General features: G+C 73.3%; 22 protein-coding genes. 14 read left to right on the top strand and 8 right to left on the bottom strand.

Annotated elements, in window-relative coordinates:
* Positions 1-313: 313 nt before the first annotated feature.
* From ACFUUZ_RS28330 to ACFUUZ_RS28310, 5 genes are all read left to right on the top strand, one after another.
* Positions 314-697 carry a PaaI family thioesterase gene (locus tag ACFUUZ_RS28330; RefSeq protein ID WP_378701465.1) on the top strand — a complete coding sequence of 128 codons (384 nt, stop codon included), beginning with the start codon at positions 314-316 and terminating at the stop codon, positions 695-697.
* Positions 698-770: 73 nt separating this feature from the next.
* Positions 771-1,073 carry an urease subunit gamma gene (locus ACFUUZ_RS28325; protein ID WP_378701461.1) on the top strand — a complete coding sequence of 101 codons (303 nt, stop codon included), beginning with the start codon at positions 771-773 and terminating at the stop codon, positions 1,071-1,073.
* Between the two features lie 5 nt (positions 1,074-1,078).
* Positions 1,079-1,396 carry an urease subunit beta gene (locus ACFUUZ_RS28320; protein WP_378701463.1) on the top strand — a complete coding sequence of 106 codons (318 nt, stop codon included), beginning with the start codon at positions 1,079-1,081 and terminating at the stop codon, positions 1,394-1,396.
* Positions 1,393-3,114 carry an urease subunit alpha gene (locus tag ACFUUZ_RS28315; RefSeq protein ID WP_378701459.1) on the top strand — a complete coding sequence of 574 codons (1,722 nt, stop codon included), beginning with the start codon at positions 1,393-1,395 and terminating at the stop codon, positions 3,112-3,114. The genes ACFUUZ_RS28320 and ACFUUZ_RS28315 overlap by 4 nt, the downstream gene beginning before the upstream one ends.
* A 22-nt stretch (positions 3,115-3,136) precedes the next feature.
* A complete protein-coding gene (locus ACFUUZ_RS28310) occupies positions 3,137-3,805 on the top strand; it encodes an O-methyltransferase (protein ID WP_378701457.1) in 669 nt (222 codons plus the stop codon).
* Positions 3,806-3,946: 141 nt separating this feature from the next.
* On the opposite strand, the gene ACFUUZ_RS28305 is transcribed toward ACFUUZ_RS28310, so the two are convergent.
* On the bottom strand, positions 3,947-5,038 hold the full coding sequence (locus ACFUUZ_RS28305) for a zinc-binding dehydrogenase (RefSeq protein WP_378701455.1): 1,092 nt from the start codon (positions 5,036-5,038) through the stop codon (positions 3,947-3,949).
* Between the two features lie 62 nt (positions 5,039-5,100).
* The gene (locus ACFUUZ_RS28300; RefSeq protein ID WP_378701453.1) at positions 5,101-5,772 is read right to left on the bottom strand and encodes a TetR/AcrR family transcriptional regulator; all 672 of its coding nucleotides are present in this window, start codon (positions 5,770-5,772) and stop codon (positions 5,101-5,103) included.
* A 78-nt stretch (positions 5,773-5,850) separates the two neighbouring features.
* Here ACFUUZ_RS28300 and ACFUUZ_RS28295 point away from each other — a divergent pair, with 78 nt between their 5' ends.
* On the top strand, positions 5,851-7,341 hold the full coding sequence (locus tag ACFUUZ_RS28295; RefSeq protein WP_378701450.1) for an MFS transporter: 1,491 nt from the start codon (positions 5,851-5,853) through the stop codon (positions 7,339-7,341).
* A gap of 6 nt (positions 7,342-7,347) precedes the next feature.
* On the opposite strand, the gene ACFUUZ_RS28290 is transcribed toward ACFUUZ_RS28295, so the two are convergent.
* A complete protein-coding gene (locus tag ACFUUZ_RS28290; protein WP_378701448.1) occupies positions 7,348-7,587 on the bottom strand; it encodes a hypothetical protein in 240 nt (79 codons plus the stop codon).
* Positions 7,588-7,693: 106 nt separating this feature from the next.
* On the opposite strand from ACFUUZ_RS28290, the gene ACFUUZ_RS28285 reads away from it, so the two are divergent.
* A complete protein-coding gene (locus tag ACFUUZ_RS28285) occupies positions 7,694-8,401 on the top strand; it encodes a 2'-5' RNA ligase family protein (RefSeq protein WP_378701446.1) in 708 nt (235 codons plus the stop codon).
* Here the strand turns inward: ACFUUZ_RS28285 and ACFUUZ_RS28280 are convergent.
* On the bottom strand, positions 8,398-9,432 hold the full coding sequence (locus tag ACFUUZ_RS28280; protein ID WP_378701444.1) for a hypothetical protein: 1,035 nt from the start codon (positions 9,430-9,432) through the stop codon (positions 8,398-8,400). The genes ACFUUZ_RS28285 and ACFUUZ_RS28280 overlap by 4 nt on opposite strands.
* Before the next feature lie 290 nt (positions 9,433-9,722).
* Between ACFUUZ_RS28280 and ACFUUZ_RS28275 the strand changes: the two genes are divergently transcribed.
* The 4 genes from ACFUUZ_RS28275 to ACFUUZ_RS28260 are packed head-to-tail and all read left to right on the top strand — an operon-like array spanning position 9,723 to position 12,379.
* Entirely contained in the window at positions 9,723-10,262 is a 540-nt protein-coding gene (locus tag ACFUUZ_RS28275; RefSeq protein ID WP_378701442.1) for a hypothetical protein, read from the top strand.
* A gap of 58 nt (positions 10,263-10,320) precedes the next feature.
* Positions 10,321-10,950: an urease accessory protein UreF gene (locus ACFUUZ_RS28270; protein WP_378701440.1), complete on the top strand. Its 630-nt coding sequence runs from the start codon at positions 10,321-10,323 to the stop codon at positions 10,948-10,950.
* Between the two features lie 12 nt (positions 10,951-10,962).
* Positions 10,963-11,673 (top strand): urease accessory protein UreG, encoded by a 711-nt coding sequence (gene ureG, locus ACFUUZ_RS28265; RefSeq protein WP_378701438.1) that lies wholly within the window; start codon positions 10,963-10,965, stop codon positions 11,671-11,673.
* A gap of 1 nt (position 11,674) precedes the next feature.
* Positions 11,675-12,379 (top strand): urease accessory protein UreD, encoded by a 705-nt coding sequence (locus ACFUUZ_RS28260; RefSeq protein WP_378701437.1) that lies wholly within the window; start codon positions 11,675-11,677, stop codon positions 12,377-12,379.
* Positions 12,380-12,521: 142 nt separating this feature from the next.
* On the opposite strand, the gene ACFUUZ_RS28255 is transcribed toward ACFUUZ_RS28260, so the two are convergent.
* The 4 genes from ACFUUZ_RS28255 to ACFUUZ_RS28240 all read right to left on the bottom strand — a co-directional run bounded on the left by ACFUUZ_RS28255 (position 12,522) and on the right by ACFUUZ_RS28240 (position 16,334).
* On the bottom strand, positions 12,522-13,304 hold the full coding sequence (locus ACFUUZ_RS28255) for a hypothetical protein (protein WP_378701436.1): 783 nt from the start codon (positions 13,302-13,304) through the stop codon (positions 12,522-12,524).
* A 142-nt stretch (positions 13,305-13,446) separates the two neighbouring features.
* A complete protein-coding gene (locus tag ACFUUZ_RS28250; RefSeq protein ID WP_378701435.1) occupies positions 13,447-14,979 on the bottom strand; it encodes an NAD(P)/FAD-dependent oxidoreductase in 1,533 nt (510 codons plus the stop codon).
* 164 nt (positions 14,980-15,143) lie between these two features.
* A complete protein-coding gene (locus ACFUUZ_RS28245; RefSeq protein WP_378701433.1) occupies positions 15,144-15,995 on the bottom strand; it encodes a serine hydrolase in 852 nt (283 codons plus the stop codon).
* Positions 15,996-16,127: 132 nt separating this feature from the next.
* Positions 16,128-16,334, bottom strand: coding sequence for a hypothetical protein (locus tag ACFUUZ_RS28240; RefSeq protein ID WP_378701431.1), 207 nt, complete (start codon positions 16,332-16,334; stop codon positions 16,128-16,130).
* 246 nt (positions 16,335-16,580) lie between these two features.
* On the opposite strand from ACFUUZ_RS28240, the gene recC reads away from it, so the two are divergent.
* The 3 genes from recC to recD are packed head-to-tail and all read left to right on the top strand — an operon-like array spanning position 16,581 to position 25,212.
* Positions 16,581-19,973: an exodeoxyribonuclease V subunit gamma gene (gene recC, locus ACFUUZ_RS28235; RefSeq protein WP_378701427.1), complete on the top strand. Its 3,393-nt coding sequence runs from the start codon at positions 16,581-16,583 to the stop codon at positions 19,971-19,973.
* Entirely contained in the window at positions 19,970-23,293 is a 3,324-nt protein-coding gene (locus ACFUUZ_RS28230; protein ID WP_378701426.1) for a UvrD-helicase domain-containing protein, read from the top strand. The genes recC and ACFUUZ_RS28230 overlap by 4 nt, the downstream gene beginning before the upstream one ends.
* A complete protein-coding gene (gene recD / locus ACFUUZ_RS28225) occupies positions 23,290-25,212 on the top strand; it encodes an exodeoxyribonuclease V subunit alpha (RefSeq protein ID WP_378701424.1) in 1,923 nt (640 codons plus the stop codon). Before ACFUUZ_RS28230 ends, recD begins: the two co-directional genes overlap by 4 nt.
* Positions 25,213-25,308 lie beyond the last annotated feature (96 nt).

Below are 25,308 nucleotides of genomic sequence, written 5' to 3'. Positions count from 1 at the left end.
TTTTATCTGCCCCCCCCGCGCCGGCGGGGGGCGGGGGGGGGGGGTGCCCCCGGGGGCCGCGGGCCCCCTCTCACATTGGGGGGGGGGGGCCCCGCCAAACGGGCCCCCGCCGCACCGAGATCGGGGTCACCGCAGCCCTCGGGACTCGCTCGATCCATATTCGCGCTCGATCCGAACGCTGGTTATGACTATAGGGCAGGCTTACCTAAGTCTGCAAGACCGTCGTTCGGATCGGCCGGGCGGTGGTGTAAACGTGGAGGACATGAGCGCACCCGACACCGGTTTCTCCCTGGCCGACCTGACCCCGGAATTCATGAACGAGGCCAGCAAGGGCTACTTCACCGACCTCATCGGGCTGCGCTACACCGAGATCTCGCCGGACCGGGTGCGCGCCGAGTGGAGCGTCACCCCGACCCTGCACCAGCCCGCGGGCATCCAGAACGGCGGCGTCTACTGCACCGTGGTGGAGACGCTGGCCAGCGTGGGCGGCGGGGTCTGGCTGGGGGAGCGCGGCACCGTGGTCGGGGTGAACAACAACACCGACTTCCTGCGCGCGGTGCGCGAGGGGCTGCTGCGCGGCGAGGCCACGCCGGTGCACCGGGGGCGGTCGCAGCAGCTGTGGGTGGTGGTGATCACCGACGAGCAGGACCGGGTGGTGGCGCGCGGGCAGGTCAGGCTGCAGAACCTGGCGAGCTGATCTTGCCGGGCGGCACCGGGGTCGCCGTGCCAGAATGACCGTTCGTCCACCCCGCGACCGGTCAGGAGTCCCGATGCGCCTCTCGCCGCACGAGCAGGAGCGGCTGCTGCTGAGCTACGCGGCCGAGCTGGCCCGCCGCAGGCAGGCCCGCGGGCTCAGGCTGAACCACCCCGAGGCCGTCGCGCTGATCTCCGACCACGTGCTGGAGGGCGCCCGCGACGGCCGCACCGTCGCCGAGCTCATGACCTCCGGGCGCGCCGTGCTCACCCGCGCCGACGTCATGGACGGGGTGCCGGAGATGATCCACGACGTCCAGGTGGAGGCCACCTTCCCGGACGGCACCAAGCTGGTCACCGTGCACCGGCCGATCGGATGAGCGGCGTGATCCCCGGCGAGTACCTCTGCGCCGACGGCAGCATCGAGCTGAACGCGGGCGCCGCGCGGATCGAGCTGACCGTGCTGAACGCGGGCGACCGCCCGGTGCAGGTCGGCAGCCACGTGCACTTCCCGCAGGCCAACGCCGCGCTGGAGTTCGACCGCGCTGCCGCGCACGGCCACCGCCTCGACATCCCCGCTGGCACCGCCGTTCGCTTCGAACCCGGCCTGCCGCAGGAGGTCTCGCTGGTCCCGCTCGGCGGCACCCGCGAGGTGCACGGCATCAGCCTCGATCCCCCCGGACCCCTGGACGGCCCCCGATGAGCGAACTCAGCCGCGAGCGCTACGCCCAGCTCTTCGGCCCCACCACCGGCGACCGCATCCGGCTCGCCGACACCGACCTGCTCATCGAGATCACCGACGACCTGAGCGGCGGCCCCGGCCGGGCCGGGGACGAGGCGGTCTTCGGCGGCGGCAAGGTGCTGCGCGAGTCCATGGGGCAGTCCCGCGCCACCCGCGCCGACGGCGCGCCGGACACCGTGATCACCGGTGTGGTCGTCGTCGACCACTGGGGCATCGTCAAGGCCGACGTCGGGATCAGGGACGGCCGGATCGTCGCGCTCGGCAAGGCGGGCAACCCGGACACCATGAGCGGCGTGCACCCCGACCTGGTGGTCGGGCCGAGCACGGAGATCATCGCGGGCAACGGCCGCATCCTCACCGCGGGCGCCATCGACTGCCACGTGCACTTCATCTGCCCGCAGCTGCTGCCCGAGGCGCTGGGCGGCGGCATCACCACACTCATCGGCGGCGGCACCGGCCCGGCCGAGGGCAGCAAGGCGACGACCGTCACGCCCGGTGCCTGGCACCTGGCCCGGATGCTGGAGGCCACCGACTCCTGGCCGGTGAACGTGGTGCTGCTCGGCAAGGGCAACACGGTGAGCGCCGAGGCCATGTGGGAGCAGCTGCGCGCCGGGGCGGCCGGCTTCAAGCTGCACGAGGACTGGGGCTCGACGCCCGCCGCCATCGACGCCTGCCTGCGCGTGGCCGACGCCTCGGGGGTCCAGGTCGCGCTGCACTCGGACACCCTGAACGAGGCCGGTTTCGTCGAGGACACGCTCGCCGCCATCGCGGGCCGCGGCATCCACGCCTACCACACCGAGGGCGCGGGCGGCGGGCACGCGCCGGACATCATCACCGTCGCCTCGCACCCGAACGTGCTGCCCAGCTCCACCAACCCCACCCGCCCGCACACCGTCAACACCCTGGACGAGCACCTGGACATGCTCATGGTGTGCCACCACCTGAGCCCGTCCATCCCGGAGGACCTGGCCTTCGCGGAGAGCCGGATCCGGCCCTCCACCATCGCCGCCGAGGACCTGCTGCACGACCTCGGCGCCATCTCCATGATCGGCAGCGACTCGCAGGCCATGGGGCGGATCGGCGAGGTGGTCATGCGGACCTGGCAGACCGCGCACGTCATGAAGCGCCGCCGCGGAGCGCTGCCCGGCGACGGCGCCGCCGACAACCTGCGGGTGCGCCGCTACATCGCCAAGTACACGATCTGCCCGGCCGTCGCGCACGGCCTCGACCACGAGGTCGGCTCGGTCGAGGTGGGCAAGCTGGCCGACCTGGTGCTCTGGGAGCCCGCCTTCTTCGGGGTGCGGCCGCACGCCGTGCTCAAGGGCGGCGCCATCGCCTGGGCCGCCATGGGCGACGCCAACGCCTCCATCCCGACCCCGCAGCCGGTGCTCCCGCGCCCCATGTTCGGCGCCGCTCCGCCGGTCGCCGCTGCCACCTCGCTGCACTTCGTCAGCGAACACGCCATCGAGGCCGGGCTCGCGGAGAAGATCGACGTCCGGCGGCGGTTGGTGCCGACCGCCGACGTGCGCCGCCGCGGCAAGGCGGACATGCCGCTCAACGACGCCATGCCGCACATCGAGGTCGAGCCGGACACCTTCACCGTGCGGATCGACGGCGAGGTCTGGGCCGAGCAGCCCGCCACCGAGCTGCCCATGGCGCAGCGCTACTTCCTGTTCTGAGCCGCGGTGGCAGACTGAGCCCATGACGTCGTCGCAATGGGCCGAGGTGGACCGCTACATCGTGGACAGCCTGGTGGAGGACGAGGTGGGGGCGGCCGCGCTCGGCGCCAATGCCGACGCCGGGCTGCCCGCCATCGACGTGTCGCCGCCGCAGGCCAAGTTCCTGCACCTGCTCGCCCGGACCGCCGGGGCGCGGCGGGTGCTGGAGATCGGGACGCTCGGCGGGTACAGCACGCTGTGGCTGGCGCGCGCTGTCGGGCCGTCCGGGCGGGTGGTCACCTTCGAGTTCTCGCCGGAGCACGCGGCGGTGGCGCGGGAGAACCTGGAGCGGGCCGGGGTTGCCGACCGGGTCGACATCCGGGTCGGCGCCGCGCTGGACAACCTGCCCGGGCTGGCGGACGAGGATTCCGAGCCGTTCGACTTCGTCTTCATCGACGCCGACAAGGTTAACAACTCGAACTACGTGCTCTGGGCGCTGCGGTTGACCCGGCCGGGGTCGGCCATCGTGGTCGACAATGTCGTCCGCAACGGTGGGCTCGCCGACGAGCACTCCGAGGATCCCGCCGTGCAGGCCGGGCGCGAGCTGGTCGATCTGCTCGCCGCCGAGCCCTCGCTGGACGCGACCATCGTGCAGACCGTCGGCGCGAAGGGGTGGGACGGCTTCGCGTACGCCGTCGTGAACGGAGGCTGAGCGCGAAGTCCCCGGGACGCTCCGGGCGGACTTCGGAACAGAACTCGGCCGCGGGTGGGCGGCGGGACCGCGGACGGGGCGAACGTGGGGTGTGCGGGCGGCATCGTCGGCCGGCTCCCGTGCGTCGGCGCAGCCAGGCAGTCAGGGGATCAGCACGACCTTGCCGGTGGTGCCGCGCGTCTCCAGCGCCCGGTGCGCGGCCGCCGCATCGGCCAGCGGGAAGCGGTGCACCACCGGCTGCCACCGCCCTGCGCGCCAGGCATCGAGGGCGCGGGTCTCCAGGACCCGGATGTCACCGCCGACCGGGGCGAGCATGGCGGGGCCGAGCACCACGGTCGAGGTGCGGTCGCCGCCGGGCGGCAGCAGGACCGGCGGGCCGTCCGCCCCCGGCTCGGCGGACCAGCCGTAGACCACGTGCGTCCCGCCGGGGCCGAGCAGGTCGAGCGCGGCTCGTGCGACCGGCCCGCCCACCGCGTCGAACAGCACGTCGACCGGCTTGCCCAGCGCGGCCCGCACCACGTCGGCCCACCCGTCGGCCAGGTAGTCCACCGCGTGGTCGGCGCCGAGCGAGCGCACCAGCTCCACCTTGGCGGGCCCGCCCGCCACCCCCACGACCTCGGCGCCCGCCGCCTTCGCCGCCTGGACCAGCAGCACCCCGAGCCCGCCCGCCGCCGAGGTCACCAGGACCACCGTCCCCGGCCGGATCGTGGCGAACTGCAGGATCCCCACGGCCGTCCGCCCCGTGCCGATCAGCGCCACCGCCTCGGCGCTCCCGGACCACCGCTTCGGCGCCCCCGAGTAGCGGCCCGCGGACGATCGGTGCGACAGATCGTGCGTCACCGCCTCGGCGTCGCCGCTGCCCGCCGATCGGCTCGGCGGCTCCGCCCCGACCTCCGGCACCCGGTGCAACCGATCGACCGCGACCACCGCGAGCTCGGCGTACCCGCCGGGCACCATGCCCAGGTGCGCGACCACGCCCGCACCGAGCCAGTCGGGATCGACCCCCGCGCCGAGCGCATCGACGGTCCCCGCGACCTCGCGCCCGGGAATCGTCGGCAACTCCGGCGCGGGCATCGGCCCCGGCTTCCCCTGCCGCAGCACGGTATCGAGCAGGTGCACCCCGGCCGCGCGCACCGCGATCCGCACCTGACCCGGCCCCGGCTCCGGGTCGGGAACCTCGTCGAGGATCAGGTTCTCGGGGGGACCGAAGGCATGCAGACGGATGGCGCGCACGGGCGGAACTCCTGTCGTCGAACGGATTCCGTCCCAGCCTGCAACCTCGAGCGAGGTCGAGGTCAAGCCCGCGCGTGCAGCGCGGCGAACCCGTCACAGAGCGCGTCCAGCCCGCTGCGCAGCACCAGATCGTTGTCCAGGGCGGTGAGCCCGCGGCCCGCGAGATCGGTCAGCGCCTCCGGCATGTCCGGCACCGGCTGCCCGGTGAGCAGCGCGCGCAGCGGGTTGCCCGCCCCGTCGCGCTCCTCGGTCCGCCGCACCAGTATGTCGCTGACCAGCGGCAACGTGCAGCCGGAGATGTAGTTCCAGACGGCGAACGCCATCCGGGTCGCCTCCGCGGTGTCCACCCCGAGCTCACCGAACCCCTCCACCAGCCAGGCCAGGCACCGCAGGCTGTACGGCCCGAAGCTGTAGCGCGGCATGGCGAACGCCAGCAGCACCCACGGATGCCGCTGGTAGAGAGCGCGATCCACGTCGGCCGCGATGTGCACCCGCTGCCGCCAGCTCCAGCGCGCACCCGCGGGGGGAGCGGGGTAGGGGTTGCGCCGCGACACCTCGTCGGTCATGGCGGCCAGCAGCTCGTCCTTGTTCGCCACGTGTCGGTACAGCGACATGGCACCGACGCCGAGCCGGTCGGCGAGCCGCCGCATGGAGAGGCCGTCCAGCCCCTCGGTGTCGGCGACGCTGATCGCGGTATCCACGATCGAGGCCCTGGACAGCTTGGTTTCGGCCATGCGTACACTGTACCCGGAATGCGTACGGTGTACGCGCGGTTGTACCGGCAAACGACGAGCACGAGGAGGCGAGCGGCGATGACGTCCGTGGACGATGCGGTGACGGCGACGACCCCCGGGCGCACGTCGCGCCGCGCCTGGCTCGGCATGGCGGTGCTGGTGCTGCCGGTGCTGCTGGTCTCGATGGACATCTCGGTCCTCTTCCTCGCCATGCCGACGCTCTCCGCCGACCTGGCGCCCTCCGCCGCCCAGCAGCTGTGGATCCTGGACATCTACGGCTTCCTGCTGGCCGGGCTGCTCATCACCATGGGCAACCTCGGTGACCGCATCGGCAGGCGCAATATCCTGCTCGCCGGTTCGGCGGTCTTCGGTATCGGCTCGGTCCTCGCCGCCTTCGCCACCGGCCCGGAGATGCTGATCGCGGCCCGCGCCCTCATGGGTGTCGGCGGCGCGACCCTGCTCCCCTCCAGCCTGGCGCTCATCTCCGCGCTGTTCTCCGATGCCAAGCAGCGCGGCGTCGCCATCGGCGTGTGGACCGCGTTCTTCGCGGGTGGCTCGGCGGTCGGCCCGGTCGTCGGCGGTTTCCTGCTGCACCACTTCTGGTGGGGTTCGGTGTTCCTGGTGAACACCCCCGTCCTGCTGGTCCTGCTGGTGGCGGGCCCGTTCCTGCTCCCCGAGCACCGCGCCGCCGAGCGCGGCCCGCTCGACCTGCGCAGCGTCGCGCTCTCCATCGGCGGCATCCTCCCGGTCGTCTACGGCGTCAAGCACGCCGCCGCCGAAGGCGTCGACGCCGAAGCCCTGATCACCTTCCTGATCGGCGTCATCCTGCTCGTCCTGTTCGTCCGCAGGCAGCGCCTCCTCGCCGACCCCCTGCTCGACCTCCGCCTCTTCGCCAACCGCACCTTCTCGCTCGCCATCGGCGCCAGCCTCACCGGCATGATCTCCCTCGCCGCCCTCAGCTACCTCGCCAGCATCTACCTCCAGTCCATCACCGGCCGCGACCCACTCGCCGCCGCCTGGCTCGGCATCCCCATGGCCGTCGCCGTCTTCGCCTTCTCCATCGGCGGCGCAGGCATCGGCCGCGCCCTCGGCACCCGGCTGGCCTTCGTGGTGGCCCTGCTCGCCGCGGCCGTCGGCAACCTGATGCTGCTCGGCGTCGGGGTCGACGGCGGCGTCTGGTGGTACGTGGCGGGCTCCGCCCTCGCCGGTATCGGCTACGGCATCGCCTTCACCCTCGTCTCCGACGTCGCCGTCTCCTCCGTCCCGCCCGAGCGGGCCGGGACCGCCGCCGCCACCTCCGAAACCAGCTTCGAACTAGGCAATGCCCTCGGGCTCGCGCTACTCGGCTCCCTCGCCACCGCGGTCTTCCGCTCGGCCAGCGGGACGTCGGGCACGCTCGGTGACGAGCTGCGTGAGGCGGGGTCGGACGCGGGCCGCGTCGCCACCGTCCAGGAAGCCTTCGTCACCGGCATGCACACCGCCACCACCGTCGGCGCCCTGCTCCTGGTGGCAATGGCGGCGGCCACCTGGTTCTTCGGACCACGCAAGCAGGCGACCTCCGCCCACTGACGCAGGTTATCCACGGGAACGTGCTGCAAAGAAGGATCGTGCCTCGCCCACGATGACCTCCAGCAGGTGAATTTCGATCTCACCTTCGATCGCTACCATGAGCGTATGCGGCGACGTCTCGTACGCGCTGATCGACACCAGGGCCGCATCTTCCAGGGCGTACTCCAGAGTGTCGCAATCGTCGACGACATTCGCTATCGAGCTCACCATGGCGGATTTCCCTGCGATGACTCTTCTGCCCAGCATGGACCACGCTCTCTGGATGGTTAGGTGAGATCTCCAGCCAGTACAGAAGGTACTGATAACCGGCGCCGTCGCGCAGGTATCGGCAGTGGCCGTAGAGTCGCTACCGATGACCGCAACGCCGAAGCGTCCGTTTCCCCCGCTGTCACCGAGTTCGACGTCGGACGCCGAGGCCGTTCGGGGCAACGACTGGGCCGCCTTCCGTCGACTGGAGCAATTGGTCGACCACTGGACCTTGAAACGCTGGACACCGGGACAAACCGGTTTCTACTGGTACCTGACCTTCGACGACTCCTCCCTGGTCGAGCTCGCGACCCACTGCCAGAAGGAACTCGCCCGACCCGGCATCGATCCCGTTCCCCTCGACGGACTCCACCTGACCCTGCTCGGGATCGGCAGATCCGACACCGTCTCGGACGAGCAACTGTCGACCGTCACCGTCGCAGCACGCAGCCGCCTTCGCTCGGTGCCGCCGTTCTGCCTCGACATCGGCCCGCTCACCGGATCCCGCAGTGCACTGCGCTTCTCGGTCACCCCGTGGGATGACCTGCTTGCGCTGCACGGTGTGCTCCGCGAAGCCACGACATCCGTACGCTCCTCTGCCGAAATCGCGGAGACCTCGCAATTCCGTCCGCATGTCGGTATCGGGTACCTCAACACCCCGCAGCAAGCTGACCGGCTCATCGAGGATGTGGAGCCGCTACGCCACCTCTCGCCGGTCACCGTGTCGGTAGCCGAAGTCCGGTTGGTGCAACTGCGTCGAGACGGCAGAAGCTATCGGTGGACGGACCGAGCGATCGTGCCCCTGGGTTCCTAGCGCGGCGGTACTGCGAATTCTCGTGCGGTGGCGTCCCACTCGCGCAGGACGTCGAGATAGTCGGCGGAAGAACGAGCGCCTGTAGACTCGATGACTGCACCGAGTTCATGTGCCCGCTGCCATACCGAGCGAATCGGGCGGTCACTGGACTCCGCGAGCGCTTCGACTCCCAGGCTCACCGCTTGCTCGATATCAGGGTGCGAACCCGCCGCCAGCGCTGTGGCCATATCGATCCGCACCAGCGATCGACTCCATACGGATTCGGAGTCGTCGACTCGTGCCTCCACCCGCCGGCCGTAGTCGAGGGCGCGGGCGTGATCGCCGGCGGACAGGAACGCGGTGGCCGCGTTCGCCATGAGGCGTGCCTCGCCGTAGGGCGCGAAATCCAGTGCCGGCGTCAGTGCCGAACCGGTACGGAACCGGGCTGCCACCGCTTCCGCCGCATCGATAGCGGCGGCGACCCCCGCGTGGTCGCCCGCTTTGCCGAGCGCTCGAGCGAGTCCGTTCGAATACAAACGGATGGACTGAGCTCCACCGTCGGCCAGATGGAGTCCTTCGTAGGCCGCGCGAACGGCGGTCGCGTAGTCGTGCCGGTAGTAGGCGCACAGACTTTCGGTGCCTTTGACCCAAGCCTGCAGATCGGTGTCCGCGAGCAGGCCGGCCAGCGTGAAGGCCTCCCGGCAGTACAGGCGTGCGTGCCCGAATCGTCCCCGGTTGACCGCCATGTAACCGAGGACTCCGGACAGCCTGGCAGCGATCGCGTAGAGCTCCTCGAGCCGGCCGGGATGACGGCGTTGCCCGAGCATGACCTCGATCTGCCGACGCGCCTCCATGGCGACCGGAGCCAGTCGCAGCGGACCCGACGATTCGTATCGCTCGATGACATCACCGAGGGTCATCGACACGAGTTCCAAGAACTCGCTGTCCGCCTCCAACTCCGCGAGGTTCCGTGTTCGCGCGGCGATGGCCGCCAAAGATTCGAACGGTTCCGTCGTGATCCTGTCGCCGGGATCCACCGGGCCGGACAGCACTGCCTGGAATGGTTTCGCGCCGTCCCTCCCATTTGCGTATCGCCCCCACGGTGAAGTCGAGAGTCTCGGCGAACTCCGGTTGGGTGAGGCGCAAGGCCGCGGTGCGGAGTGCGCGAACCTCGACCCCGGTCCACTTGGTCACGATCATCGGAGCCGCCCCCGTGTTCGACGCCCGTCGCTGCGACGAGCGTAGATGTTCCGTGTTACCCCCATGGCTTCGATCCTCGACGGTGCCCGGCCAGGGTGAACGGAACACCCGCAGCCCGATCCCCAGACGAGGAGCGCCAGCCATGCAGGCGAACGTAGCCGAGCCGCCGCCGCTCGGCCACCACCATCGAAACGACGTGGAGCGGCAGGACGCTGCCGAGGGACTGCTGGAGGCACGGCAACTGTTCCTGGCCTTCGCCGGGCACCTGGACGGCGGCTCCCCGCTGATCGAATGGGCTCGGGAACTCTCCGATCTGCACGCCACCCTGCTCACCGCGTCGGTGTCGGAGACGCGCCGACCCCGGGATTTCCACGAGGCCGACCTACGGCACCGAATCCAGGGCTCGATCGGCCGCATCGACGAGTGGTCGATTCTGCACCTTCCGCGACCCGTCGCTGCTCGCCGCCACACCCATTCGCTCGGCGAAGTGATCAGCCACCTCGCACGCACCTACGCGCACACGCATGCGACACTGCGACGCGGTGGCAGCGCCGAACACCTGCACGATGCCGTGCGACACCTGGCGCAGGTCCAGGAGGGCTACGCCGATCTCGTTGCCGAGCTCCGGGCACTTCGGATCGAACTGCCCATCGCGTTTCGCGGGCCCGAACCATGGTGGTGAAGCGCACTGTGCTGCGCCGAAGCGGGCAATGCGGGCCTCGCGCCCCTAGGATCAGCGAATGCTCTCGACCCTGCTCGCGCTGGCCGACTCCCGGCTACCTATCGGCGGGCACGTGCACTCCGGCGGGGTCGAGGAGGCCGTCACCTCCGGGCTGCTTCGCGATGCGAGCACGGTCGAGCAGTACCTGGCACGCCGGATCCGCACGACGGGGCTGGTCACCGCTTCCCTCGCGGCAGCGGTGTGCGCCGGAACCCTCACCCCGGCGCGGGCCGAGCTGGAAGCCGATGCCAGGACTCCGTCGCCGGCGGCTCGCGATGCCTCCCGCGCCCAGGGGCGCGGCCTCCTGCGGCTCGCGAGCAAACTGCGGCCCGGCCCGGTCTGGGCGGAGCTGACTCCGCGCCCGCACCTCTCGACCGTGTTCGGCCTGGTCGGCCGCGAGTACGGCACCACGCCGCGGGAGATCGCGGATGTCGTCGTCTACACGACGCTGACCGGTGCCGCTACCGCCGCGCAACGACTCCTCGCGCTGGACCCCGCCGCGGTCGCGGCCACCACCTTCCGCCTCGCGGAACTCTGCGACGCGACGGCGGAGACGGCCGCGCGAGGCCCGGCCGCGCTCTCGGACCCCCTGCAAGACGTGCTCGCGGAACGCCATCCGCGGCGCGAGATGCCCCTGTTCGCCAGCTGAAAGGACGACCGAATGCCCCCGCACCTCATCGACGGTGAACCGCACGACCACTCCCACGACCGCCCCAAGCGGGAGCGGGTCCAGGGGGAGGCGCTGCGGATCGGGATCGGCGGGCCGGTGGGGTCGGGGAAGACGGCGCTGGTGGCGGCGCTGTGCAGGCAGCTGCGGGACGAGCTGTCGCTGGCCGTGCTGACCAATGACATCTACACCACGGAGGACGCCGACTTCCTGCGGCGGCACGCGGTGCTGCCGGACGAGCGGATCACCGCGGTGCAGACCGGCGGCTGCCCGCACACCGCCATCCGCGACGACATCACCGCCAACCTGGACGCCATCGACGACCTGGTGGCGGCGAACCCGCCGCTGGATCTGATCCTGGTGGAGTCCGGTGGCGACAACCTGACGGCGACCTTCTCCTCGGGGCTGATCGATGTGCAGATCTTCGTGGTGGATGTGGCGGGCGGGGACAAGGTGCCGCGCAAGGGCGGGCCGGGCGTCACCTTCTCGGACCTGCTGGTGGTGAACAAGACCGATCTGGCGCCGCTGGTCGGGGCCGACCTCGGGGTGATGGAGCGGGACGCGGCGAAGGTGCGGGAGGGGCGACCGACGGCGCTGATCTCGCTCACCGCCGATCCGGCGGCAACCCCGGTGCTGCAGTGGGTGCGCGAGCAGCTGCGCGCGGTGGCCGAGCGGGACGCGGTGGCCGGGTCGGCGGCGCACTGAGGTGCGGACCGTCCTGCGCGTGCTCGCGGCGCCGGGGATCTCGCCGCGGATCGAGGCCGTTGGCGGGATCGCGGCGCGGCAGACCGGGCCGGACACGGTGCACCTCATCGGCACCGCCGCCACGCCGCTCGGCGGTGACCACCTCGAACTGAAGCTCGAGGTACTGCCGGGGGCGCGGCTGCGGGTGCGCTCGGTGGCGGCCATGATCGCGCTGCCCGCGCGGGGGACGCCGGATTCCACCGCGCGCTGGCAGCTCACCGTCGGCGCGGGGGCCGAGCTGGACCTGGACACCGAGCCGACGATCGTCGCCGGCGGGGCGCGGCATCGTACGGTGACCGAGCTGCGGCTGGCGCCGGACGCGACGGTGCGGGTCAGGGAGCGGGTGCGGATCGGGCGGGCCGGGGAGGAGCACGGGCAGTGGACCGGCGATCTGATCGCCGATATCGACGGCGCGGAATCGGTTCCGCTGCTGCGGCACCGGTTGGAGTTGGGGTCGGGGAGCGGTACCGATGACGCGCTGAGCGCGGCGCGCATGCTGGAGAGCGTGCTGCTCTACCCGGACGGCAGGCCCGCCGAGACCGTCGGGCTGACCGCCGCCCGCCTCCCGCTGGCCGCGGGCGGCAGCCTGTTCACCGAGGTCGGTAATGTCCGGCCTGCCAGGACGGAAGCTGCCCGGCGCAGCGCCGCGGTCGCACCCGGCGCCTGAGCCGGGTGTCGCCCGGTCGGCGGCGACACCGCGATCCAGTAGCGCGGCCTCTGGCGTCGCGGCGACTACCGACCCGGGATTCGGCCCCCACCACGACGAACGGTGCGCCGAGAACTCCTCGACGCACCGCTGCACAGAACTACTACGCCGGAGCCGGAGCCCCGTAACCCGGCGTCCCGTACCCGATCCCCGCACCCACGGCGGCACCGATCGCCCCGCCGAGCGCGGCCGCGGGCACCGCGATCACCGCACCGCCGATGGCCCCGCCGAGGATGGGCCCGATGAGCAGCCCGATCGGCAGGAACGGGACCCCGGCGAGCAGCCCGGCGCCCGCGCCGACGATCACCGACGCCGAGGTGATCGGCATCGACAGGTTGGTGGCGACGGTCGCCCCGATGGCGGCGCTGCTGAGCGTCTGCGCCGCCATCTTGTCCGACCGGCTGCGCTCCATCCCGACCGAGTCGTAGAAGGTCGCGAGCTGCGCCTCCGCCTGCGCGGCCCCGTCGTTGATCGCGAAGACCTGGTCCGGCGCGAGGAAGCCGGGCGCGTCGACGATGATGTCGCCGATCCGGAGCTTCCCCTCCGGCGGCGCGATCGGCGCCACCGGCTCGACCGGGATCGGGGCGTGCAGCGCCCCGGCCGGTGCCAGGTAGCCCTGGTCCGGCAGCGCCCGGTAGAGCGGCGCGTCCACCGGCGCCGCGAAGGGGATGGCGACCGGCGCGGCCCCGCCGGTCAGCTCGCGCAGGGGAGCGGGGAGCTCGGGCAGCGCGATGTGTGCGGGCTGCCCGGCGAAGAGCGCGGCCAGCGGATCGGCCGCCGTGCTCTGCTCGGGCTGGGTCACCGGGTCGGGCGAGGCGGGGTCGGCGTTCGCGGTTCCGGCGCCGACGAGCGCCACGACCAGCGGTAACGCGCCCAGCGCGACCATCGATCCGATCTTCTGTCGCTGTGCGTTGGGCGCCCGGTGCTTCCCCGGCTTTGCCCCCACGATGGCCATACGTCACCTTTCATCCGGCTGGAACGACAAGTCCCGACGTTCCTATTCGGATCCGGATGCGATGTCGGATGGGTCACACGGCGGGGTGGCTGCTCTCCTGTTTACCGGGGCGTTCGCCGCCCGCCGGCTCGTTGGCGGAGCCGTCCCGCACGTCCTCGGTGGTGGTCGATTCGGCGAGCGCCGCATCCAGCGGGACCTGGCTGCCGACGTGCCCGCGGCGCTCCCCGGGCGGGGCGCCGAGCGCGGCGGCGAGTTCGTCCGCGTCCTCCTCGTCGGCGTTCACCGCCTCCAGCGCGAGCCGCGCCATCACCCACTGCTCGGTCGCGGCCATCTGCCCGCGGCTGCGGCCGGAGAAGGTGACGAACCACTGGATGACCGTGATGATCCGGCTGCGGTACCCGATCAGGTAGTAGAGGTGCAGCGCCAGCCAGGCCAGCCAGGCGATGAAGCCGCCGAACTCCAGCTTGCCGACCTGGCACACCGCGCTGAACCGCGAGACGGTGGCCATGCTGCCCTTGTTGAAGTACTTGAACGGCTTGCGTTCGGCGGGCTGCTGCCCGGCGAGCCCCGCCTTGATCTGCTTGGCGGCGTAGGTCGCGCCCTGGATGGCGCCCTGCGCCTGGCCGGGCACGCCGGGCACCGACATCAGGTCGCCGACGACGAAGACGTTCGGGTGGCCCTTGATGGTGAGGTCCGGCTCGACGACGACCCGCCCGGCCCGGTCGGTCTCGGTGCCGTCGGAGCGCTCGGCGAGCATCGTGCCGAGCGGGCTGGCCTGCACGCCCGCCGACCACACCTTGCAGGACGATTCGATCCGGCGGACCGTGCCGTCCTTGTCCTTCACCGTGACGCCGTTCGCGTCGATATCGGTGACCATGGCGTTGAGCTGCACCTCGACGCCCATGTTCTCCAGCCTGCGGCGGGCCTTGTTGCCCAGCTTCTCGCCCATCGGGCCGAGCACCGCGCCCGCGCCCTCCAGCAGGATGACCCTGGCGTCGCGCGGGTCGATGTTGGTGAAGGTGCCCTCGAGCGTGCGGTCGGCCAGCTCGGCGATCTGCCCGGCCAGCTCGACGCCGGTCGGGCCCGCGCCGACCACGACGAAGGTGAGCAGCCGGTCGCGCAGCTCCTGCGAGGTGGCCAGCTCGGCGCTCTCGAAGGCGCCGAGGATGCGGCCGCGCAGCTCGAGTGCGTCGTCGATGGTCTTCATGCCGGGCGCGTAGGTGGCGAACCGGTCGTTGCCGAAGTACGACTGCTGCGCGCCGGTGGCGACGATCAGGCTGTCGAACGGGGTCACGGTGTTCTGGTTGAGCAGCCGCGACTTGACCGTCCTGTGCTCCAGGTCGATGTCGATGACGTCGCCCATCAGCACCTGGACGTTCTTCTGCTTGCGCAGCACCAGCCGGGTGGCGGGGGCGATCTCGCCGACCGAGAGGATGCCGGTCGCCACCTGGTAGAGCAGCGGCTGGAAGAGGTGGGTCGACGTCTTGGAGATCAGGGTGATGTCCACGTCGGCGCGCTTGAGGTGCTTGGTGCCGAACAGGCCGCCGAACCCGGATCCGATCACCACCACCCGGTGCCGAGGGGTCTCCACGGGCTGAGTGCTCATCGTCGTGCTCCTCGACAGACGGGGGCGTACCCCAGTGTTGTGGACACGCCTACCGTAGTCGGCCGGTGCTCGAGCGTCACGGCGAGTAGCGGCGCGCCCGCTGAACGCGCGTGCCGCGGCACCGAGCGGTGCCGCGGCACGGAAAGTGCGCCGGTGAGGTGGGGTCAGCGTCCGGAGAAGAGGATCTTCGCGACCTCGGTGTCGGTGGCGGCGCCGTCGGTGTAGCCGCCTTCGTCGCCCATGGCGGTCATGATCGCCAGGGTGTAGCGCTCACCGGGGCCCGCGAAGCCGACCGAGTTGACGACCCAGCCGCCCTGCTCGGCGGACCAGCCGTTCTTCAGGCCGGGGCGCATCTTGTCGCCCGCGCCCCAGACACCCCAGTGCTGGTTGGAGTCGACCGAACGCATCCGGTCGAAGAGGTAGTTCCGGTCGTCCGGGTGCATCTGGGTGAAGATGCTGTCCATCAGCCGGTCCAGGTCGGCGGCGGTGCACTTCTGGAACGACCAGTCCGGGAAGAGCGCGGTCTCGGTGGGCTGCGGCACCAGGCCGCTCATGCCGTTGGCCTTGAACGCGTTGTTGAACGCCATCCGGTCGATGCCCGCGTACTTGGTCCACAGCACGTTGGCGGCGTGGTCGTTGGAGGTGGCGAGCATGGACTCCAGCAGGCCCCGGTCCTCCGGCGGCAGCTGGATGGCGCCGATCCGCGCCCGGTTCAGCAGGTCGGCGGCGATGGCGAGCTTGATGGTGGAGGCGGTCCACACCGAGGCCTCGGCGTTCTCGTTGGCGTAGACGCCGCCGGTCACCCGGTCGCGCACCACGTACCCGGTGGTGCCGGGGCGGCCCGCCAGGTAGGCGTCGGCCTTGGCGATCCGGCTGCTCAGGTCGTAGTCGAAGCCGGCGATCGACGCCTGCTCCAGCATCGGGGTCGCGGGCGCGGCATGCGCGGCGGAGGGAGAGATCGTACCGCTGGAGACGATGATCGCCGCGGCGGCGAGGGCACAGGCGGATGCGGCCACGCGGGGGACAGACCGGGTGGCGGCCAACTGATGACGCACGGTGGCCACGATGGCACATCGCCGCCGCGAATGCACGTCCCGGTTTCGGCTACCGGCCGGTACCCGGGTCGTAACCCGTTGGGCCCCAGTACGTCAGCGGAACGCGGCGCGCAGTTCCTCGACGGTTCTGCCGTTCAGCCGGTAGCAGTGCTCGAAGGCCTCGCCGTGCCGATCCCGCGGCCAGGCGTGCAGTACGACGCCGCGCCCGAAATGCCGGGAGTTCACCAACTCCCACGTTTCGCCGACGCGGCGGACGGTGAAGCCGCCTTTCGGAAGCAGGGGAGTTACCAGCGCGACCATGAGCGCGAGACCAGCCTTTCGAGATACAACCCTGTGCATCCCCCCGGATGGTGCCGTCCTCCCTCGACGCAGCACTGTGGCACAGGGGGCTACCCCGGCCGCGCGACACGTCACCCGACGCGCCGCGATTGTGGCGCAGATCACGTAGCGCGGCGGCGTTCGATCGATCCCAGCGGGTCGCCGGGGCCATCGGCAACCGCCGGGCGTATAACCGTTGCGGGAACGCACGATCGTCGAAGGGGTGGCATGCCGCTGCACATCCACCGTGCCGAGCGCGCCGACACCCTGGCCGACGCGCTCGCGCGGCAGCTGGCGACGCCGCCCGCGGACCCGTTCGCCGCCGAGGTGGTGGCGGTGCCCGCCAAGGGGATCGAGCGGTGGCTGACCCAGCGGCTGGCCCGGGTGCTCGGCACCTCGGGGCCGGGCGCCGCGGACGGGATCGCCGCCGCGGTGCGCTTTCCCTCGCCCGCCACGCTGGTCGCGGAGTGCACGGCCGCGGCGAGCGGGGTCGCGCCCGGCGACGACCCGTGGGAGCGGGACCGGGTGGTCTGGGCGCTGCTCCGGGTGATCGACGGCGCGGTGGGGCAGCCGTGGGCCACCGTGCTCACCCGGCACCTCGGCGCGGAGGAGCGGGCCGGGCGGCGCTACGCGACCGCGGTCCGGCTGGCGACGCTCTTCGAGAACTACGCCGCGCAGCGGCCCGCGCTGATCACCGAGTGGGCGGCGGGCGCGGACACCGACGGCACCGGCGCGCCGCTCCCCGCCGACCTGGCCTGGCAGCCCGCGCTCTGGCGCGCCCTGCGCGCGGCCATCGGGGTGCCCGGCCCGGCCGAGCGGCTGGCGGGCGCCTGCGCCCGGCTGCGCGCCGACCCGGCGAGTACCGCGCTGCCGCAGCGCCTTTCGATCTTCGGCCCGACCCGGCTCCCGGCCGACCAGCGCGCGGTCCTCTCCGCGCTCGCCACCCACCGCGACCTGCACCTCTGGCTCACCCACCCCAGCCCGGTGCTCTGGAACCGCCTCGCCGCGCACCCGCCCGCCCTGCTTCGCAGCGCCGACACCAGCGTCCGCGAGGTCCGCAACCCCCTGCTCGCCGGTCTCGGCCGCGACATCCGCGAACTCCAGCAGCGTCTCGCAGGCTGCGAGGCAGAGATCATCGACGAGTACCTCGAACCCGAGGTGGGCCCGCTCGGCGCGGCTCCGTCGGAAGGCGGCGCCCCCGTCAGCGGAGCGAGCACGCCCGCCCCCGGCGCTCCGCCCGCGGGCCGCGGCACCTCGCGGACATTGCTCGGCACCCTGCAGGACGCCGTCCGCGAGGACTCCTGGCCGCCGACCCCCGACCCGTCCCTGGCGGCCGACGGCACCGTCCGTGTCCACCTCTGCCACGGCCAGGCCCGCCAGGTCGAGGTGCTGCGCGACGCCCTGCTCGGCATCTTCGCCGCCGACCCCACCCTGGAGCCGCGCGACGTGTTGGTCATGTGCCCGGACGTGGAGACCTTCGCCCCCCTGGTCCGCGCCGCCTTCGGCGCGCGGGGCGACACCGCGGACGAGCACGCGCATCCGGGGCACCGGCTCCGGGTGCGGCTGGCCGACCGCGGCCGGGCCGTCACCAACCCGCTGCTCACCGTGGTGGCCACCCTGCTGGAGCTGGCCGACGGCCGGGTCACGGTGACCCAGGTCCTCGACCTGGCCGCGGCCGAGACCGTCCGCCGCCTCTGCGGCTTCGACGACGACGAACTGGAGCGGCTGCGCGGCTGGGCCGCCGACTCCGGCGCCCGCTGGGGAATCGGGCAGCGCCAGCGCCAGGCCTTCGGCCTCGCCGACTTCGCGCAGAACACGCTGAACAGCGCCGTCGACCGGATCCTGCTCGGCGTCACCGCGGCCGAGACCGAGGGCGACTGGCTCGACCTCGCGCTGCCGCTCGACGACGTGGACAGCAACGACGTCGACCTGGCGGGCCGCTTCGCCGAGTACGTCGACCGCCTCGCGGTCTGCCTGCGCGACCTGCGCGGCCCGCGCCCGGCGCCGGAGTGGAGCGCGGTGCTGATGCGCGCGCTCGACCTGCTCTGCGATGTCCCGGAGCACCTGTCCTGGCAGCGCACCGAGGCGCGCACCGAGCTCGCCGCCGCCACCGAGCACGCGGGCGAGGTGGTGCTGCGCCTCGCCGACGTCGCCACCGTGCTGGCGGGCAGGCTGGCGGCCGCGCCGACCAGGGCCAACTTCCGCACCGGCGAGCTCACCGTCTGCACCCTGGTGCCGATGCGCTCGGTGCCGCACCGCGTTGTGGTGCTGCTCGGCCTCGACGACGAGGTCTTCCCGCGCGCGGGCGGCGTCGACGGCGACGACGTGCTTGCCCGCGCCCCGCAGGTCGGCGAGCGCGAGCCGCGCGGCGAGGACCGGCAGCTGCTGCTCGACGCCGTGCTCGCCGCGGGCGAGCGGCTGCTGGTCTGCTACACCGGCGCCGACCCGGTGACCGGCGCGCACCGCCCGCCCGCGGTGCCGGTCGCCGAGCTGCTGGACGCGCTGCGCGCGCACACCGGCCCCGCCGCGGATCAGGTCGTGCTCCGGCACCCGCTGCAGAGCTTCGACCGCAGGAACTTCACGCCGGACAACCCCTTCGGCTTCGACCCCGTCGCGCTGGCCGGGGCCCGCGCGGCCGCCGCCCCGCCGCGCCCGCGCCCCCCGTTCCTCGTCGAGCCGCTGCCCCGGATGGAGCCCGGCGACGTCGAACTCGCCGACCTGGTCGCCTTCGTCCAGCACCCGGTGCGCGCCTTCCTCGGCCAGCGGCTCGGGCTGCGGGTGCCGGACCACGAGGAGGAGATCGACGACCGGCTCCCGGTCGAGCTGGACGGGCTCGCCAAGTGGGACCTCGGTGAGCGGCTGCTCACCGCCCGGCTCACCGGCACCGACCCGGAGACGCTGCGCGCCGCCGAGTGGCGCCGGGGCGGGCTGCCGCCCTTCGCGCTCGGCGCCGCCGTGCTGGACGAGGTGGAGCGCACCGTCGAGACCCTGGTCCGCACCGCGCAGCCGCACTACGAGATCCCGGCCCGCGCGGTGGACATCGCGCTCGACCTCGGCAACGGCCGCAGGCTCACCGGCACCGTGCCCGAGGTGCACGGCGACCGGCTGGTGAGCACCACCTACTCCAGGGTCGCGGCGAAGCACCGGATCGGGGCCTGGGTGGCGCTGCTCGCGCTCGCCTGCACCGAGGACCGCTCCTGGCAGGCGCTCACCATCGGCCGCGGGAAGTTCCGCACCCCCGCTTGGCGCAGCGAGCTGACCGCGCCGGAGCCGCCCGCGGCGCTCGGCGTGCTGCGCACCCTGGTCGCCATGCGGGATGCCGGGCTCTGCGAGCCGCTCCCGATCGCCCCCGCCGCGACCGCCGCCTACGCGCAGAGCCGCATGCTCGGAAACCGCAGGGAGGACGCCGAATACGCGGCGCTGCAGGAGTTCGACGGCGACTACGGCGACAACACCGACCGGCACCTGCGCTACATCTGGGGCGAGCGGGTCACGCTCGCGGAGCTGCTCGCCGCGCCCGCCCCGCAGGGCGGCGGCGGTGGTGAGCCGACCCGGTTCGGCGCGCTGGCCAGGCGGCTCTGGGAGCCGCTGCTCCGGGCCGAGCAGCAGGGGCGGCCGTGAGCGCGAGCACCGCGACCGTCGCGGTCGCGTTCGACCCCGCGGGTCCGCTGCCCACCGGCACCACGGTGCTGGAGGCCAGCGCCGGGACCGGGAAGACGCACGCCATCGTCGGGCTGGCGGTGCGCTACGTCGCCGAGGCCGGGATCGATATCGCCGACCTGCTGCTGGTGACGTTCAGCCGGGCGGCCACCCAGGAGCTGCGCGAACGCACCCGCGAGCGCTTCGTCGCGGTCGCCGCCGCGCTGGCCGAGCCGGAGCGGGCGGCCGCGCACGAGGACGACCTGGTGCGCGCGCTCGCCGCGGCCGAGCCCGCGCTGCGCAGGCAGCGGCTGCTGGCCGCGCTCGCCGAGTTCGACGCGGGCACCATCGCCACCACGCACAGCTTCTGCCAGCGCATGCTGGACGAACTCGGCCTGGCGGGCGACGACGACCCGGGCAGCAGGCTGGTGGAGAACGTCGACGAGGTGGTCCGCACCGTCGCCGAGGACCTCTACCTCGCCCGCTACGCCCGCACCGAGCCGCCGTTCCCGCTGAAGGTCGCCGGGCAGCTGGCCCTGGCCGCCGTGCAGGACCGGCACGCCACGCTGGCCCCCGATGGCGACGACGAGGCGGGCGAGCGGGTCGCCTTCGCCGCCGCGGTGCGCGCCGAGACCGAGCGGCGCAAGCGGCTGCTCGGGCTGCGCGACTTCGACGACCTGCTGGTGGTGCTGCACGGAGTGCTGGCCGACCCGGTGCACGGCCCGGCCGCGCGGGCCAGGGTGCGGGAGCGCTTCCCGGTGGCGCTGGTGGACGAGTTCCAGGACACCGACCCGCTGCAGTGGGAGATCCTGCGGCTCGCCTTCCACGGCACCGCGACGCTGGTGCTGGTCGGCGACCCCAAGCAGGCCATCTACGCCTTCCGCGGCGCCGAGGTGCTGAGCTACCTGGACGCCGTCGCGGTGGCCGACGCGCGGCACGAGCTCACGCACAACCGGCGCAGCGACGCCGGGCTGCTGCGCGCGCTGGAGCACCTGCACGGCGGCGCCGCGCTCGGGCACCCGGCGATCACCGTGGCCCGCGTCGAGCCGACCAGGGAGTGGAGCAGGCTGACCGGGCCGGACGAGCGGGTCGTGCCGCTGCGGCTGCGCTGCCTGCCGCGCACCGGCGCCGGGCCGCTCGGCGGGTCCGGCTTCCCGCAGATCGGGCGGCTGCGGGAGCGGGCGGCCGCGGACCTCGCCGACGACGTGGTCGGGCTGCTCGAGTCCGGGGTCCGGCTGCGGGACCGCACCGGCGTGCTGCGCGACCTCGGCCCCGGCGACATCGCGGTGCTGGTCCGCACCCGCTCGCAGATCGAGGTGGTGCGCGCCGCGCTGGACCGGGTCGGGGTGGCCTCGGTGCTGGCGGGCGGCACCAGCGTCTTCGCCACCCCGGCGGCCACGCACTGGCTCTGGGTGCTGCGCGCGCTGGAGCAGCCGCACCGCTCGGACCGGGTGCGGCTGGCCGCCTGCACCCCGCTGCTCGGAGTGGACGCCGCCGAGCTGGATCGCGGCGGCGCCGAGCTCACCGGCCGGATCAGCACCCTGCTGCGCGAGGCGGCGCGGCTCTTCGCCAGGGCCGGGTTCGCGGCGGTCCACGAGCGGCTCGCCGCCGCGACCGAGCCCGCCCCCCGGCTGCTCGCGCAGCGCAACGGCGAGCGCGAACTCACCGACCTCCGGCACCTCGCGCAGCTGCTGGACCAGGTGGCGGCCACCGAGGGGCTCGGGCTGACCGCGCTCACCCGCTGGCTCGGCGACCGGGTGCGCGACCCGGCCTCCGGCAGCGTCGCCGACCGCAGCCGCAGGCTGGATCGCGACTCCGCCGCGGTGCAGATCGCCACCGTGCACGCCAGCAAGGGCCTCGAGTTCCCGGTGGTCTACCTGCCCTTCGCCTGGGACAGCGCGCGCAACCCGAAACCGGCCACCCGGCTCTACCACGAGGGCGGGACCAGGGTGCTCGACGTCGGCGGCCCCGACGTCCCCGGCGCTTCGGAGGCCAGGCGCCGGGCCGAGGCGGAGGAGTCGGGGGAGGAGCTGCGGTTGCTCTACGTCGCGCTGACCCGCGCCATGTGCCAGGTCACCGCCTGGTGGGCCCCGGCATACGGCACCGACAGCGCCCCGCTGCACCGGCTGACGCTCGGCCGCCCCGGCCGCGGCTCCGAGGTGCCCGCCCGGGCCCCCGTCCCCGCCGACGCCGCCGCGTTGGCCGCGCTCACCGCGTGGGCCGCGCCCGCCGACGGCGCCATCGCGGTCTCCGCCCCCGACGGCGCCGCCCCGCCGGAGCCGCGCCGCATGCGGGTCGAGCCGCACACCGGCCCGCTCGCCGCCGCGACCTTCGACCGCCCCCTCGACCACCAGTGGCGCCGCACCTCGTACTCCGCGCTCACCGCGGGCGCGCACGAGGCCGCCGCACCGGCCGAGACCGAGCCGGAGGACGACCGCGCCCGCCCCGACGAGCCGTCCGGCACGCCGGTGCTCGACCCGGAGGACCCCTTCGCGACGGCGGCTCCGGCCGCCGCGCCCTCGCTGATGAACACGCTGCCCTACGGCGCCGAGTTCGGCACCCTGGTGCACGGCGTGCTCGAACTGGTCGACACCGACGCCGCCGACCTCGCCGCCGAGGTGCGCGCCCGCTGTGTCGAGGGGGTGCACCACGCGGCCTCCGCCGCCGACCCCGAGGTGCTGGCCGAGGCGCTGCTCGCGGTCCTGCACACCCCGCTGGGGCTCGGCCGCACGCTCGCCGAGATCCCGGTGCGGGACCGGCTCAGCGAACTCGACTTCGAGCTCCCGCTGGCGGGCGGCGAGCGCGCCACCGCCGCCGCGGCCTCGCTGCCGCGGATCGCCGCGCTGCTGGCGCGGCACCTGCCCGCCGACGACGTCCTCGCGGAGTACCCGGCGCAGCTGGCGCACCTGGACGGCGGCGCGCTGCGCGGCTACCTGACCGGCAGCATCGACGCCGTGCTCCGGCTGCCCGGCCCGCGCTTCGTGGTGGTCGACTACAAGACCAACCGGCTCGGGCTCGGCGACCTCACCGTCGCGCACTACACCGGGGAGCGGATGGCCGCCGAGATGATCCGCTCGCACTACCCGCTGCAGGCGGTGCTCTACGCCGTCGCGCTGCACCGCTTCCTGCGCTGGCGGCTGCCCGGGTACGACCCGGAGCGGCACCTCGGCGGGGTCAGGTACCTGTTCGTGCGCGGCATGATCGGGCCGGAGACGCCGGGTGGCGCGGGCGTCTTCGACTGGGCGCCGCCCGCCGCGCTGGTCACCGAGCTCTCCGACCTGCTGGCGGGGGCCGAGCGGTGACCTCGATCCAGATCGCGCAGCGCGGCACCGGGCTGCTCCGGCTCTTCAACGAGGCCGGGGTGCTCGCCGCCGCCGACGTGCACGTGGCCACCCGGCTCGCCCGGCTCGGCCGGGAGGAGCGCGAGGAGGTGCTGCTCGCCGCCGCGCTCGCGGTGCGCGCGGTGCGCTCCGGCTCGGTCTGCCTGGAGCTGGACCGGATCGCCGAGATCGGCGTCGACGCCGACGAGACCCGCGAGCCCGCACCCGGGATCGACCCGGCCCGGCTGCCGTGGCCGGACCCGGAGGCGCTGGTGGCGGCGCTGCGCACCAGCCCGCTGGTCCGCGGCGGGAACGCGGGCCCGCTGCGCCCGCTCTACCTGCTGGAAGGCGGCGCCGACGGCGGCCCGCTGCTCTACCTGGACCGGTACCACAAGCAGGAGCAGACCATCCGGCGGGTGCTCACCGAGCGCGCGGCGGGGCACCCCGCGGTCGACCCCGCGCTGGTGCGCCGGGAACTCGACCGGCTCTTCGGCCCGGAGACCGCGGGCACCCCCGACCGGCAGCGGCTCGCCGCCGCGGTCGCCGCCACCCGCTGGACCACCGTGGTCGCGGGCGGGCCGGGCACCGGTAAGACGCACACCATCGCCCGGATCCTGGCGCTGCTGGTGGCGCAGCGGGCCGCGCAGCCCAAGCTGCCCGCGCTGCGCATGGCGCTCGCCGCGCCCACCGGCAAGGCCGCGGCCCGGCTGCAGGAGGCGGTGCGCGAGCAGGCCGCCGAGGTCGGGCTGCCCGAGCTCACCGCCGCCACCATGCACCGGCTGCTCGGCTGGCAGCGCGGGCGGTCCACCCGCTTCAAGCACCACGAGTTCAACCGGCTGCCCTACGACGTGATCGTGGTCGACGAGACCTCCATGGTGTCGTCCACCCTCATGAGCAGCCTGCTCGCCGCGCTGCGCCCGGACACCAGGCTGGTCCTGGTCGGCGACCCGGACCAGCTCGCCTCGGTCGACGCGGGCGCCGTCCTCGCCGACCTGGTCGCCGGGCCCATCCGCGGCGAAGGCAACCCGGTCCTCGCCGAGATCACCGGCCCCGCGATCCTCGCCGGGGAATCCGGGGCGGGTTCACCGGCTGCGGACGTTGCCGTTTCCTCCACCGAGGCGCTGACCCCGCGCGAACTCGACCGCCTTGCGGGCGGCATCGTCCGCCTCACCCGCGGCCGCCGCTTCGGCGGCACCATCGCCGAACTCGCGATCGCCATTCGCGCGGGCGACGCCGACGCCGCCATGGAACTCCTCACCTCCGGCGCCGCGGACGTCGAACTCCGCGCCCCCGACGACATCGCCGCCGTCCGCGCCGACGTGGTCACCGCCGCCCGCGCCGTCACCGCCGCCGCCACCGACGGCGACGCCGAACGGGCCCTGACCGCCCTGGAATCCCACCGCCTCCTCTGCGCGCACCGCCAGGGCCCGTTCGGCGTCGAACGCTGGGACCGCCTCGCCGCCGAGTGGGCCGCCGCGAGCGGCGCGGCCGCCGACCCGCAGCAGAGCCTCTGGTACCCCGGCCAACCCCTGCTGGTCACCGCCAACGACCACGAGGCCAGGATCTACAACGGCGACACCGGCGTCATCGTCCGCCGACCGGACGGCACCCTGCGCGCCGCCCTCAACCGCGGCAGCACCCCCTACCTGGTACACCCGACGCGCTTCTCCGCCGTCGTCTCGGTCTTCGCCATGACCATCCACCGCAGCCAGGGCAGCCAGTACGGCACCGTCTCGGTGGTGCTCCCCGAACCCGAGTCCACCCTGCTCACCAGGGAGCTGCTCTACACCGCGATCACCAGGGCCCGCGACCGGGTCCGGCTGATCGGCACCGAGGCGGCCATCCGGTCCGGCATCGACCGCCGCGTGCTCCGCGCCAGCGGCCTCTCCCGCCCCGGCTAGTTGTGATGTCCAGGGAGGTTGGTCAGTCGGGTGACCGGTGGTCGGCCTCCGATCGCGGAGTGGGCTCGGTGGTGATTGTAGAAGTGGAGCCAGCCC

The sequence above is a fragment of the Nocardia sp. NPDC057353 genome (assembly GCF_042667085.1).
Lineage (GTDB): Bacteria > Actinomycetota > Actinomycetes > Mycobacteriales > Mycobacteriaceae > Nocardia.
Note: the sequence above shows the minus strand (reverse complement) of the source record. Positions and strands in the feature narration are given on the sequence as shown.